The 12761-nt window shown below is 72.5% G+C and carries 13 protein-coding genes and 1 tRNA gene; 3 read left to right on the top strand and 11 right to left on the bottom strand.

All coding sequences use genetic code 11. The features are described 5' to 3' along the window. A partial coding sequence (locus QR78_RS09415) for an MlrC C-terminal domain-containing protein (RefSeq protein WP_048427254.1) occupies window positions 1–825 on the top strand: 825 nt, incomplete at its 5' end. 22 nt (window positions 826–847) lie between these two features. On the opposite strand, the gene QR78_RS36460 is transcribed toward QR78_RS09415, so the two are convergent. The 5 genes from QR78_RS36460 to QR78_RS09395 form a co-directional block, all read right to left on the bottom strand. Next, window positions 848–973, bottom strand: a complete 126-nt coding sequence (locus tag QR78_RS36460; RefSeq protein WP_274534399.1) for a hypothetical protein — start codon at window positions 971–973, stop codon at window positions 848–850. A gap of 312 nt (window positions 974–1285) precedes the next feature. Then, window positions 1286–1849, bottom strand: coding sequence for a histidine phosphatase family protein (locus QR78_RS09410; protein ID WP_048427250.1), 564 nt, complete (start codon window positions 1847–1849; stop codon window positions 1286–1288). Window positions 1850–1990: 141 nt separating this feature from the next. Then, complete coding sequence (locus QR78_RS09405; protein ID WP_048427249.1) at window positions 1991–5026, bottom strand: response regulator; 3036 nt, start codon at window positions 5024–5026, stop codon at window positions 1991–1993. Window positions 5027–5150: 124 nt separating this feature from the next. Next, window positions 5151–6455 (bottom strand): MFS transporter, encoded by a 1305-nt coding sequence (locus tag QR78_RS09400; RefSeq protein WP_048427248.1) that lies wholly within the window; start codon window positions 6453–6455, stop codon window positions 5151–5153. An 8-nt stretch (window positions 6456–6463) separates the two neighbouring features. Then, the gene (locus QR78_RS09395) at window positions 6464–6658 is read right to left on the bottom strand and encodes an Rmf/CrpP family protein (protein WP_048427247.1); all 195 of its coding nucleotides are present in this window, start codon (window positions 6656–6658) and stop codon (window positions 6464–6466) included. A gap of 151 nt (window positions 6659–6809) precedes the next feature. On the opposite strand from QR78_RS09395, the gene QR78_RS09390 reads away from it, so the two are divergent. Beyond that, window positions 6810–8108 carry a PLP-dependent transferase gene (locus tag QR78_RS09390; RefSeq protein WP_082171790.1) on the top strand — a complete coding sequence of 433 codons (1299 nt, stop codon included), beginning with the start codon at window positions 6810–6812 and terminating at the stop codon, window positions 8106–8108. Window positions 8109–8306: 198 nt separating this feature from the next. Here QR78_RS09390 and QR78_RS09385 read toward each other — a convergent pair whose 3' ends face one another. From QR78_RS09385 to QR78_RS09360, 6 genes are all read right to left on the bottom strand, one after another. Beyond that, window positions 8307–8639, bottom strand: a complete 333-nt coding sequence (locus QR78_RS09385; RefSeq protein ID WP_425284158.1) for a hypothetical protein — start codon at window positions 8637–8639, stop codon at window positions 8307–8309. Between the two features lie 344 nt (window positions 8640–8983). Beyond that, window positions 8984–9175 carry a hypothetical protein gene (locus tag QR78_RS09380; protein WP_048427246.1) on the bottom strand — a complete coding sequence of 64 codons (192 nt, stop codon included), beginning with the start codon at window positions 9173–9175 and terminating at the stop codon, window positions 8984–8986. Between the two features lie 88 nt (window positions 9176–9263). Further along, window positions 9264–9506: a hypothetical protein gene (locus tag QR78_RS09375; protein WP_048427245.1), complete on the bottom strand. Its 243-nt coding sequence runs from the start codon at window positions 9504–9506 to the stop codon at window positions 9264–9266. A gap of 169 nt (window positions 9507–9675) precedes the next feature. Further along, window positions 9676–9752, bottom strand: a tRNA-Arg gene (locus QR78_RS09370). A 130-nt stretch (window positions 9753–9882) separates the two neighbouring features. Next, window positions 9883–10953 (bottom strand): single-stranded-DNA-specific exonuclease RecJ family protein, encoded by a 1071-nt coding sequence (locus QR78_RS09365; RefSeq protein WP_053220851.1) that lies wholly within the window; start codon window positions 10951–10953, stop codon window positions 9883–9885. Beyond that, window positions 10950–11195 (bottom strand): hypothetical protein, encoded by a 246-nt coding sequence (locus QR78_RS09360; protein ID WP_048427244.1) that lies wholly within the window; start codon window positions 11193–11195, stop codon window positions 10950–10952. Before QR78_RS09360 ends, QR78_RS09365 begins: the two co-directional genes overlap by 4 nt. A gap of 151 nt (window positions 11196–11346) precedes the next feature. On the opposite strand from QR78_RS09360, the gene QR78_RS09355 reads away from it, so the two are divergent. Continuing rightward, on the top strand, window positions 11347–12672 hold the full coding sequence (locus QR78_RS09355; protein ID WP_048427243.1) for an MFS transporter: 1326 nt from the start codon (window positions 11347–11349) through the stop codon (window positions 12670–12672). Window positions 12673–12761 lie beyond the last annotated feature (89 nt).

Below are 12761 nucleotides of genomic sequence, written 5' to 3'. Positions count from 1 at the left end.
TTCGTCGACCGGATGAGCGCCGCCGAAGGGCGGGACGGCATCCTGTCCCTGTCGCTCGCCCACGGCTTTCCCTGGGCCGACATCCCGGATGTCGGCGCCAAGGTGGTGGCGGTGACCGACGGCGACGCGGAGCTGGCCCGCCGCACGGCCGAGGCGCTCGCCCGCGAATTGTGGGAGATGCGCGAGGCGACCACCGACCGGCTGCTGACCCTCGACGAGGCGGTGCGGGTGGCGCTCGATCCCCCGGCGGGCGTGACGGTGCTGGCCGACGTCTCGGACAATGCCGGGGCGGGCTCGGCGAGCGATTCGACCTTCCTGCTGCGTGCGCTCGTGGAGGCCGGCGCGACGCGCTGCGCGATCGGCAGCTTCTGGGACCCGGTGGCGGTGCGCCTTTGCCGCGAGGCCGGCATCGGCGCGCGCCTCAACCTGCGCATCGGCGGCAAGACCGGGCCGATGTCCGGCGACCCCGTCGACCTCGCGGTGCGGGTGCTCGGCATCCAGGCGGACGCGGTGCAGACCTACGGCAACGGCAAGCAGCCGATGGGCGACTGCGTCATGGTCGAGGCCGGTGGCCTGCACATCGTCCTGAACGCCCTGCGCACCCAGGTCTTCCAGCCCTCGGCCTTCGAGCAGTTCGGCGTCTCGCTGACCGACTACGCCACCGTGTTCGTGAAGTCGGCCCAGCACTTCAATGCCGGCTTCGCGCCGCGGGCCGACCGCATCCTCCACGTCGCGGTGCCGGGCAGCGCCAACCCGGACTTCGCCGCCCTGTCCCTGCCGCGGGCCGGCCGGCCGCTCTGGCCGATCGTCGCCGATCCGTTCTGACGGGCGGCGGCCGGGGGCCGGCTCAGGCCGCGTTCCCCCGGTCCTTCGCCCCCGTCACGACGGACAGGAGCTTCGCCAGCTGGGCCCTGACATGCGCCCGGATCTCCTCGCTGGACGTCTCCGTCGCGGTCTCCGAGAAATCGACCATGCGTCGTGCCTGAAGTCTCATCGCGCGGACCCTTCTCGATACCGGGGAGAACTGCGCGCCGCCGTCCTCGATACGGCGAACGCTCGGTTCTACGCCCCACAATGCCGGACCGGAAATATATCAATTGATGAACCGACGGCCGATCACGCCGTCGGTCCTCGATAGTGTGATGCATGTGTTGCGCCAATATTGCGTGCACGAGGCCCGAGAGCGCCGGCTCTGCACGGGGGTCCCGGCCCGCGGACGCGATGCGGGACCGATCGCTCCACGGTCTCGACCCGGGTCGACGACGCGGAGGCCACACCCGGCGCGTCAGCGCTCCACGGCCGCGAGCCGTCCGGCCTCGTCCATCCGGCAGCGGACCCACTCGCCGTTGGCGAGGCTGCAGCCGGTGACTGCCATGATGAACCCCCAGTGGCACACGACGAGGGTATGGGCCCAGTCGGGATCCCCGGCCATCGTGGCACCGAAGGTCGCGACACGGGCCTCGAACAGATGATCGGGCTCCTGATCCGCCTCGTCGGCCCCGCGCCACCAGACCTCGTCCATGTGGCTGAGATCGAGATGCGGCCAGGCACGGGCGAGATCGGTCCGGCAGGTGCCGGTATCGCAGCTCGCGCCCCGGCGCTCACGCACCATCGGCGTGACGAGGATCGGCAGGCCGAGGCGGTCCGCCACCGGCGTCGCGGTCTGGAGCGCCCGGGTCAGGGGCGAGCACAGGATGCGCCGAAGCCCCTCCCCCGCCAGCGACCGGGAGGCGGCCTCCGCCTGCCCGTGACCGAGCGGCGTCAGGGGCGCGTCCACGATGCCGGGGTCGAGGCCGGTCGCGTGGAAATGCAGGTTGAACTCACTCTGGCCGTGGCGAAGCAGGATCATCGGGCCAAGGTAGGGCGCCGCGTCGCGCCGGCCCCGCGACGCGCAGCCGCGAGGCGGGGCGCCGGCGGATCGAACGGCCATCGCCGTGCAAGGGCCCGATGCCACGGCGGCCGCTGCGTCGGCCCGCGGGCATGCCCCCTCTCACGGCGCGACCGGCCGGTCCGCCACCTCCGCTCCATCGCTCCCGGAGGACGGTCCCATCAGCCCGCGCAGGGTCGCGGCGAGGTCGGCCATGCCGAGGCCGGCCTTGGGCAGGATGCGGTCGGCCCGGCCGGCGAGGCGGCGGCGGTCCTCGGCGGTCACATCCTTGGCGGTCAGGACGACGACCGGGATGTCGCGCCATTCGGGCTTGTCGCGCAGCGCCCGCAGGAATCCGAAGCCGTCCATCTCCGGCATCATCAGGTCGAGGAGGACGAGGCCGGGCTTGCGCACGCCGACGGCCTCGAGGCCGGCAAGGCCGTTCTCGGCGCTCGCCACCCGCCAGCCCTCGCGGGTCAGCATGGTGGTCATGCGCTCGCGCACGTCGGGATCGTCGTCCACCACCAGGACCGGCCCCTCGTGGATGGCCGGGCGGAAGCGCTCCATCGCCTCCTTGAGCGCGCCCCACTCCACCGGCTTGTGCAGGTAATCGGTCGCGCCGAGGGAAAAGGCGAGGTTCTGCTCGTCGAGCACCGTGACCATGATCACCGGCGTGGCCCCGAAATCCGGATCGGCCCGCAGGGCCCGCAGCACCGCCCAGCCGTCCATCCGCGGCATCGTCACGTCGAGGAGGACGACGCGGGGGCGCAAGGCCCGCGCCTGCTCCAGCCCGGCGCGGCCGTCCGGGGCGGTCGCGACCTGGAACCCGTCCCGCTTCAGGAAGCGGACGAGCAGGTCCCGGGTCGCCGGGTCGTCGTCGACGACGAGGACGAGGTTGGAGCCGGCCTCGGGCCGGGCCGTAGCCGGGATCTCCGGCGCGTCCGCCACGGGCGCGGCGGCCGGCTCGGCGGGGTCGCGCGCCTCGTAGAGGGCCGGCAGCTCCAGGGTGAAGGTCGTGCCCTCCCCGGGCCGGCTCGCCACCGCGATCTCGCCGCCGAGCATCCGGGCGAAGGCCCGGGTGATGGCGAGGCCGAGGCCGGTGCCCCCGAAGCGGCGGGTGGTCGAGGCATCGGCCTGGGTGAAGCGCTGGAAGAGCCGCGCCTGCTGCTCCTCGGTCATGCCGATGCCGGTATCGGCCACGGTGAAGCGCAGGAGGTCGCCGCCCGGCCTGCGCTCACGCACGGCCGACAGGACGATCCGGCCGCCCTCGGTGAACTTCGCGGCGTTGCTCAAGAGGTTGATCAGGCACTGCCGGAGCTTGGTCGCATCGGTATGCGCGTGTCCGAGGCCGTCGCCGAGCTGCAGGTCGAGGGTGTTGCCCTTCTTGACGACCAGGGCGTCGACCGTGGTGGCGACGTCGCGCAGGGTCTCGGCCACGTCGAGATCCTCGGCATAGACCTCCATCCGCTCGGCCTCGATCTTCGAGAGGTCGAGCACGTCGTTGATGAGGCCGAGCAGGTGGCGGGCATTCGCCTCGATCTTGCGCATGTCGGCGAGCAGGCTCTCCTCGCCGAGATCTTCCATCTCCTCCTGCAGCATCTCCGAGTAGCCGATCACCGCCGAGAGCGGGGTGCGCAGCTCGTGGCTCATATTGGCGAGGAACTGGCTCTTGGCGCGATTGGCCTCCTCGGCCGCCTCCTTGGCGGCCTCGAGCGCCAGCTCGGCCTCCTTGCGGGCGGTGACGTCGGCATGCGCGCCGACCCATTCGCGCACCCGGCCGTCCTCCTCCAGGATCGGGACGGCGCGGCCCTCCATGTACCGCCAGACGCCGTCGTGGCGGCGCAGGCGGTGCTCGATGGCATAGAGCGTGCGGCCCGCCACCGCCTGCTCCCAGGCGACCCGCGTCGCCTCCCGGTCGTCGGGGTGGACCGCTTCCAGAAAGCCCTGGCCCGCCGCCTCGGCGGGGGGCTGGCCGGTGAAACGGGTCCATTCCGAGGTGATCTCCCGGAACGCCCCGTCCGGCGTCGTGGTCCAGACGATGGCCGAGGTCGCCTCTGTCAGCGAGCGGAACCGCTCCTCGCTGTCGGCGCGGCGGCGCTCGGCGAGCTTGGCGAGCGTCACGTCGTCCATCACGATGCCGACGCCGTCGGCCCGCTCGGTCTCGGGCCCGCGGCCGCGGCGGCGCAGCGGGAAGAAGCTGACCTCGAAGTGGCGCACGCCGCCCGGCGCGCTGGGTGCCGGCACCCCGACCTCGATATTGGCGGTGACGAGGCCGTTGTCGCGGGCCGCCGCGAGCTTCGGCGCCAGTGCATCGCGCAACGAGGGTAGCAGCGCCCAGATCGGCGCGCCGACATCGGCGCCGAAGCCGCGCTCGCTCATGTTGCCGAGCGCCCGGTTCATGTGACGCAGGTTCAGGTCGCGGTCGAGGAAGCCGAGGCCGACGGGCGCGTTCTCCAGGACGCTCTCCAGGAGGTCGGCCATGCGCTGGCTCTCCCGGCGGCGCACCAGGGCGAGGCGGGCGAGCAGGCCGGCCGCCGCGAGCGCCGACAGGAGGGTGACGAGGGAGAGGAGCGGGGTGCGCAGGGCATTCGCCTCGGCGAGGCGGCGCATCCCGCCGGTGGTGTCGTCCTGGACCTCCCGGGTGAGCGCACGCACCGCATCCATGGCGCGCTTGCCCTCCCCGGTCTGGATCAGCGCCAGGGCCGCGTCGCGTCCGTCGGCCCCTTCGCCACCGGCTCGCCGCGCGGCGACGACGCGACCGGCAAAATCCATCTCGGTATCGATCACGGCCCGGCGGCGCGTGCGCAGGGCTTGATCGGGCGTGTCGGCGTCGAGCCGGTCGAGCTCGCCGCCGATCCGGCCGAGAGCCGCGGTATAGGGATCGAGGTAGTCCTCGCGGCCGGTGAGCACGAAGCCGCGCTGGCCGGTCTCGAGATCCTTCATGCTCGAGAGCACGCGCTCGCTCTGGGTCAGGACCCGGCCGAGCCGCTCGGCCTCCGCGCGGTTGCGGGCGGCCTCGACGTAGTTCCAGCCCCCGGTCGCCACCGCGATGGCGAAGAGCAGGAAGGCGAGCGGCGATCCCGGGACGCGCCGGCCGGGGGCGAGGAAGCGCCACCTCTGCGTCGTCTTCGCTTGCATCGTCTCGGTCTCGAGGCTCATGACGAGGTGGGTTTCCGTTAGAGGAAAGCGGGGCGGGAGCCGCGTCTCCGGCTTGTGGCACGGTTTGCCGTACGGGCCCGCCCGAAAAGTGCCCCACCCGAAATCGACGGGCGGGGCGCGACGATCATGCGGTGTCGTCGAGGTCGCGCCCGCGGGTCTCGGGCAGCATCCAGGCCGCCACCGTGCCGACGAGGCTGAAGGCGGCGAGGTAGTAGGCCGGCGCCATCCGGTCGCCCGTCGCCGCGATCAGCCAGTTGATCACGTAGTTGGTGCTGCCGCCGAAGACCGAGACCGCGAGGGCGTACACGATGGCGAGGCCGGAGCTGCGCACCGCGCGCGGCAACGATTCCGGAATGCCGACGATGATCGCCGCCGCGTTGATCGAGGACAGGGCCGAGAGCAGGAAGGTCACCGCGTAGACCGCGACCGGCCCCGGCGCCCGCAGCAGCCAGGCGAAGGCCGGCACCGCCAGCAGCAGGATCAGCACGCGCGGCCAGATCATCACCGGGCGCCGGCCGACCCGGTCGGCGAGGAACCCGCCCAGCAGCGGAAACACCACCGAGGCGAGGCCGAGCGCGATCGGCACCGCGGTCGCGGCGGTCTCCGACAGGCCGAGGGTCGCCCCGGCATAGACCGGCATGTTGGTGCCCACGGCGTTCGAGACCGTCGAGGCGGCGATGACCAGGAAGGTCAAGGCGAGCAGGCGGCCGTGGTCGCGCAGGAGCCGGCGGATCACCGCGCCCGTCGAGGACGCGGCCTGCGGGTCGGCCTCGGCGCCGCCGGTCTCCGGCAGGTGGCTGCGGATGACCAGGCCGACCGGCACGACGGCGAGGCCGACGAGGAACATCACCCGCCAGCCCCACTGCGCCATGGCGGCATCGCCGATCGTGAGCGCCAGCGCCGTGGCGAGCAGCCCGGCGAAGAGGGCCGCGCAGCCCTGGCTGGCGATCTGCCAGCTCGTGACGAAGCCGCGGTGCCGGGGCGGCGCGGCCTCGATCAGGTAGGCGGTGGAGGGGCCGACCTCGCCGCCGAGCGCCAGACCCTGGATCAGCCGGCCGGCGATGACGATGGCCTGCGCCCAGCCGCCGATCTGCGCGTAGCCCGGGCAGGCCGCGAGCATCAGCATGCCGAGCGCCATCAGGGCGATGGTCACCAGCATGGCGGGCTTGCGCCCGGCCCGGTCGGCGAGCGCCCCGATCAGGGCGCCGCCGATCGGCCGCATGACGTAGCCGACGCCGAACAGCGCCAGCGAGGCGAGGAGGCTGTGGCTCGCGTCGGAGGCCGGGAAGAACGCCTCGCCGATCGCCTTGGCGAAGAAGGCGTAGACGGTGAAATCGTAGAATTCGAGGGCGTTGCCGAGCACCACGGCGCCCACCGCCTTGCGGTCGAGGCGCGCGCCCGGCGGATGGGCGGGATCGATCGCGTCCATGCCGGGGCTCAGCGGCCCGGCTCGCGCTGGATCCCGCCCGTCACCGGCACGGCGCCGGCCGCCACGGCGGCGTCGTAGCCGGACAGCCACAGGGTGCGGGCCTGCGTCCCCTCGGCATACGGGCAGGCCTCGCGGGCCAGCCCCTTGGCGGGGGCGGCCTCGCCGAGGGCGCGGGCGTCGAGGTCGTCGGGCGGGGTCTGCATCGGGAGCGGCTCCGGTCGTGTGTTCGCCACGATCTAGGGCCTCGCCCGGCGAAGGGGATGGCGCCGCCCGACATGCCCGACGGCACGAGTTGGCCGCCGAAGCGGCGGCATCCTATAGGGCGGGATCTCCCGCCCGTGACGGAGCCGACCCGTGCCGCCCTCCCCGCCCTCCTCCGCGCCCCTCTCTCCCGAGGCCGGCGGCAAGCCCGGGCGCCGCGCCGGCTTCCTGGCCGGGTGCCGGCCCGCCACGCGCCGCATCCACGCGCCGATCCTCGACCTCGCCGCCTCCCGCGGCCACCTCAACCCGCGCGGCCTCGGCCGGGCCCGGGCCTTCTCGGATCTCGGCTCGCTCGGCCAGAGCAGCGTCGGGTTCGAGACGCTCGCGGACTACGCGGCGGCCGACGAGGCCGGCCGGGCGCCCTATGGCGGCGCCGAATACGGCATCGTCCAGTCGCCGGAGGCCGACGCGGTCGGCCGCAAGTTCGCGGCCCTGCATGGCGGGGCCGGCGCGATCGTCTGCGCCTCGGGCCTTGCCGCCATCGCGACGGTGCTCGACGCCTTCGCGCCGAAGCTCGTCCTGATCCCGGACGGGATCTACTTCCCGGCCTGGCGCTACATGAGCGAGACCGGGCGGGTCGACCTCCTGACCTACCCGGCCGGCGCCTCGGGCGCGGAGGTCGGCGCGCTGATCCGGGAGGCGGGCCGGCGCGCCGCCCCCGCCGACACGATGCTCTACCTCGAGGCGCCGGGCAGCGGCACGTTCGAGATCCCGGACATCGCCGGCCTCGTCGCCGAGGCGGCGCGGGCGGGCCTGCGCACCGTGATGGACAACACCTGGGCGAGCCACGTCCGCTTCCGACCCCTCGACCACGGCATCGCCGTCGCGATCCAGGCGACGACGAAGCACGAGGGCGGCTACGGCGACACGCCGAGCGGCGTCGCGGTGGCGCGGGAGGAACCCGACCTCGCGCGGCTGCGCCGACAGTTGCGGATCGGCGGCCTCGGCGCGGTCTCGCCCCAGACCTGCACCCGGCTCTTCCACCGGGTGGACGGGACGGCGGCCCGGCTCGACCGGCACGCGGCGAGCGCCGCGACGCTGATGCGATGGTTCGAGGAGCAGGCCTTCACCGCCGACATCCTGAGCCCGGCGCGGCCGGCGAGCCCGTGGCACGCCCGCTTCGCGCGGTATTTCGGCGCCGGCAACGGGCTGTTCACGGTGGCGTTCGACGAGGCGCTCCCGGCCGAGCGGGTCCACGCCTTCGTCGATGCGCTCCTGCTGTTTCGCGTGGCCGAGAGCTGGGGCGGCCACGTCTCGCTGGTGCTGCCGGTCCATCCGCGCCGCGATCCGGCGCTGCTGCCGAAGGGCACGATGTTCCGCTTCCACGCCGGCCTCGAGGAGGCCGACGACCTGGTTGCCGACCTCGCCCAGGCGGCGCGCGCCGCCTTCTAAGCAACCTTACGTTGGCAGGCCAACGCTTCGCCCGCTTAGGTTTTTGTTTCGTCGCAGATTCTTGCCGCCGAACCGGTATCCACTTCGGCGAAATCTGCTGAGAGCGCTTCACGATCGCGCTGCCATCGCGAAGCGCTCTCAGTCTTTGTTTCACCGCATCTTCTTCGACGAACCGGCATCCGCTTCGTCGGACGATGCTTAGCCCGGGTAGCCGTAGCGGGCGCGGGCGGCGGCGAGGAGGTGCAGGGCCTCGCCGTCGCGGCCGGCGGCGCAGGCCGCGGAGGCGTTGGCGAGATCGGCCGAGAAGCGCTTGCCGACCGGGGCGTTGAGGTTGCCGGTGGCGACGTCGCTGTCGACGATGGCCTGGGTGCGGGCGATGGCCGGGCCGCAGCCGGACCCGGCGGGCAAAGCCGCCGCCGGCAGGGCCGCGACCGGGGCGAGGCCCGCCGCCGGCGGGGCGACCGGCTTCGACTGGCAGGCGGCGAGGGCGAGAAGGGCCGCGAGGGCGAGCCCGGGCTTCAGCTGCGACACGGGTGAGGCTCCACCTTGAGAGGGCGCCGGGAGGGTGCGCTCATGCGGCCAAGCTTGTGGCAAGCGCGGCCGGGGTGGTCAATCGTGGGGGTGTTTCCGCCGCGTGGCGTGGCGGATGCGGGCCCCGCGCACCTCACAGGGGCCGGTCGGGCGGGCCGAGGGGACGGGGCACTCGATTCAAGGCGGCGGAGCCGCGGGCGGCCTCCGCCCGTACCGCCGCACGGTGCGATGCCGACGGCGTGCGCGAGCCCATCGAAAACAAGGCTGCCCCGAACCCTCGACCGCGCCTGCGAGACCGGGCCTGGCGGCGCGGTTCGATCGTCGAGGCTGGCGCGTGGCGGATCTCAGTCGTAGTCGAGCCCGACGGAGTGCTCGAACGCCGTTCCGCTCGTCCGCCGGCCCTTCGGGTCCGCCACCGAGATATCGCGGAAACCGCGCCCCATCAGCTCCCGGACCTTGTCGAGCGCCTGCAGATCGGTGCCGCAGGCGAAGGTCAGCGCGCGGCCGGTCGGGTCGGTTCCTGTTACCTTGTACACGCTCGGTTCCCTGTTCGGCGGTGAGCAGACGGTGGCAGGGATGTACCCGCTCGTCCGTCGCCTGTCGCCTTCGTCGCAGGGCCGATCCTCAGGCTCCCGGCGTCCAGTCGATCTTGGGCTTCTGCGACAGGATGCGCTCGAAGTAGTCCGCCACAGCCTGCGCGCCGTTCGCGTGCATCATCGCGACCGGATGGGCAAGGTAGGCCCGGGCGAGATCGAGCGGAATCTCGCCGGCCTGGAGCGCGCCGAGCACCGCATCGATGAAGGCGTCGTTGGCCTCGTTGAAGTCGGAGGACAGCTTCTTGCGGTCGTTGAGCGCCTTGATCGGCATCGTGCGGGTCGTCCTCTCGTCGGTCTGCCCGGACGCTCGCCCGGGTTGCCTGCCATCGCAAGCGGTCGGGATACGCGACCAAACCGCACTCGATTGGCGAGCCTGCACCGCGTCAACGGTACACGATCCATCCACCGGAACAGTCTATCGAGCAAATTTTTGAGAAAGGTGGCGCACCCGACACGATTCGAACGTGTGACCTTTGCCTTCGGAGGGCAACGCTCTATCCAGCTGAGCTACGGGTGCTGACCGCGAAGCCTCTGTAGCCCGGCTCAGGGCGGAGCGCAACAGGGAAAGGGAGTGCGAGCCCGCTCGACGGGTTCGGGCGATGGCACCGGCCGCAGGGATGACGCATGTCGAACCCGCGCGGCCGACATCAGGCCATGGCCTCGGGCCCGAAGCCGAGACCGGCGGCGAAACGGTTCCAGGTCTCCCGGGTCACCTGCCCGCCGGTCGCGCGCCGGTGGCCCTGCGCGAACTGGTCGTCGGGGCCGAGGCGGGGGGCCCGCTCCTCCAGGAAGGCGATCAGGTCCGGCACCGTGTCGCTGCGCGCGGCGAAGTGGACGAAGCCCTCGCGAAAGCCCGCATTGGCGCCGATCACGACCTGGCGGCGCAGGCGGTGGGTCCAGGACTGGGCGACGAGGGGATGGATCTGGCAGGGCGAGTCGCAGCGGATCAGCGCGACCGGACCGGCGAAGCGCGGCGCCACCGTGCGGGCGGCGTCGAGCGCCTGCTTCACCTCGGCGCGGGCGGCATGCAGGGCTTCGCCGTCCGGCGAGACGTCCGACAGGATGTCGTCCGGGCCGGTCGCCCGCAGCAGCAGGCGCAGGGCGGGCGTGGCGTCGCCGCGGCGGGAGCGGCGCGGGGCGTTGACGAGGCTCACCGCCTCGCGCAGGGCCTTCAGGGTGGCGTGCCGTCGCGCGCCGGCCATCACCTCCGGAAACTGCGCCGCGGCGGCGCGGTCCCCGAGATCCCCGATCGCCCCGAGGGCGGCGAGCCAGACGAGGGCGCCGGCCTCCGCCGCGCCGAGCCGCGCGACCGCGCAGCGATGCGCGAGCAGGCTCGAGGTCGGCGTCGGCTCCTCGCCGTAGCCGCTGATCACGGTCGCGACGTCGGGCGCGGGCAGGCTGCGCGGCACGTGGTGATCGACGATCAGGGTCGGCAGCCCGGGCAGGATCGGCTCGACCTGCACGCCGAGATCGGTGACGACGAGGCCCGCGACCGGCGGTCCGGCCGTGAGCTCGGCCCGGATCGCGTCGGACCAGGCGCTCTCCCCCCGCCCGATCACCCGCACCCGCGCCGGGCCGTGCGCCGGGCTCGCGAGGATGCGGGCGAAGAGCGCGCCGGCCGACAGACCGTCGGCATCGTCGTGGCAGAGCACGACCGGCGCGCCGCCCCCGAACCGCGCCAAGGTCTCGGTGAAGCCGGCGGGGGCGTCGCCGCTCACGGCCGGGCTTCGGCCCGGAGGCTGGCGACGAAGCGGCGGGCGATCGCGCGCACGGCCTCGTCGTCCCGCGTCGCATCGCCGGCCGGATCGCCGAGATGGTCGACGCTGGCTTCGAGAGCGTCGAGCAGGTCCGGGTGCCGGGCCGCCACGAACCGGATGGTTGTGAAGAGCAGGTGCTCGGCGACGATCTCGCGGCGGCGGGCCTGGATCGTCGCGTCGGAGGGGGGCTGTGTCTCGGTCATGCCGGGGCAACACGCGAGTGGCGCCCCGGTTCTGCGCCTGCCGTCGCACACCGGGTCCGGCTTTGGACTCCCCTCACCGCCCCGGTCTCTGCTAGAGAGCGTCGAGGGCTGCCGCTCTGCAAAAACACAACCCAAGGGCAGGAACATCGCCGTGGAAGAGATCGAAACCAGAACAATCCGCAAGGTCATGTGGCGGCTGATGCCGTTTCTGGTCGTTTGCTACTTCGTTGCCTATCTCGACCGCGTCAACGTCGGTTTCGCCAAGCTGCAGATGAATGCGGCGCTCGGATTGTCCGAGGCGGCCTACGGCTTCGGCGCCGGGTTGTTCTTCATCGCCTACTTTCTGCTCGAGGTGCCGTCGAACCTCGCGCTGGACAAGTTCGGTGCGCGGCTCTGGATCGCCCGCATCATGTTCAGCTGGGGCCTGATCTCGGCCCTGTTCGCCTACATCCAGCCGATCTCGCGCGCGACCGGGATCTCGAACGAGTATGTGTTCTTCATCTTGCGCTTCCTGCTCGGCATCGCCGAGGCGGGATTCTTCCCGGGCATCATCTTCTATCTCACATTGTGGTTCCCGTCGGTCTACCGGGCCCGCGTCGTCGCCCTGTTCATGCTGGCGATCCCGTTCTCGTCGATCGTCGGCGCGCCGGTCTCGGGCGCGCTCCTGAACATCACCGGGGCCGGTCACGACGGCTGGCAGTGGCTGTTCATCCTCGAGGCGCTGCCGTCGATCGTGATGGCCTTCGTGGTGATCTTCTACCTCACCGACCGGCCGGGCCAGGCGAAGTGGCTCGGCGAGGACGAGAAGGCCTGGCTCGAGACGCGGCTCGAGACCGAGCGCAAGCAGAAGGTCGCGGTCGAGCACATGAGCATCGGCAAGGCGCTGTCCGACCCGCGGGTGCTGGCCTGCTCGTTCGTGTATTTCTGCCTCAACGCGGCGAGCTACGGCGTGGCGTTCTTCCTGCCGACCATCGTCAAGGGGTTCGGCGTCAGCAACTTCCAGACCGGCCTGCTCTCGGCGCTGCCCTTCGTGTTCGGGGCGGTCGGGATGGTGCTCCTGGGCCGCAGCTCCGATCGCACCCTGAAGCGCCGGGAGCATGTGTGCTTCGCCATGATCGTCGCGGCGGTCGGCGTCGCGGGGGCGGGCCTGGTCTCGAGCCCGGTCCTGATCCTCGGGCTGCTCTGCCTGAGCCAGATCGGCGTCTCGGCGACGCCGCCGCTGCTCTGGCCGATCCCGAGCGCCTTCCTCACCGGCAGCTCGGCGGCGGCGGGCATCGCGGCGATCAACTCGATCGGCAACCTGTCCGGCTTCGCCGGGCCCTACGTCATGGGTTACCTCAAGGACCTGACCGGCACCTTCACGGCCGGGCTGCTGGTGCTCGGCGCCGTCACCCTGGCAGGCGGCCTCGTGGCGATGACCCTGAAGGTCAGCCGCGACCTGGAGCAAGCGGCCACCAAGGCGGCCCCGGCGGAGTGAGGCCGAGCGGCGGGCGGAGCGGCGGCCGGACCGGTTGCCGCCCGCTTGCCTTGTCGCGCGCGACCGGTTCGGCGTGACGGACCGGTCGC

The sequence above is a fragment of the Methylobacterium indicum genome (assembly GCF_001043895.1).
GTDB classification, from domain to species: domain Bacteria; phylum Pseudomonadota; class Alphaproteobacteria; order Rhizobiales; family Beijerinckiaceae; genus Methylobacterium; species Methylobacterium indicum.
The sequence above is the reverse complement of the archived record's forward strand: the minus strand, read 5'-3'. Positions and strand labels throughout refer to the sequence as shown.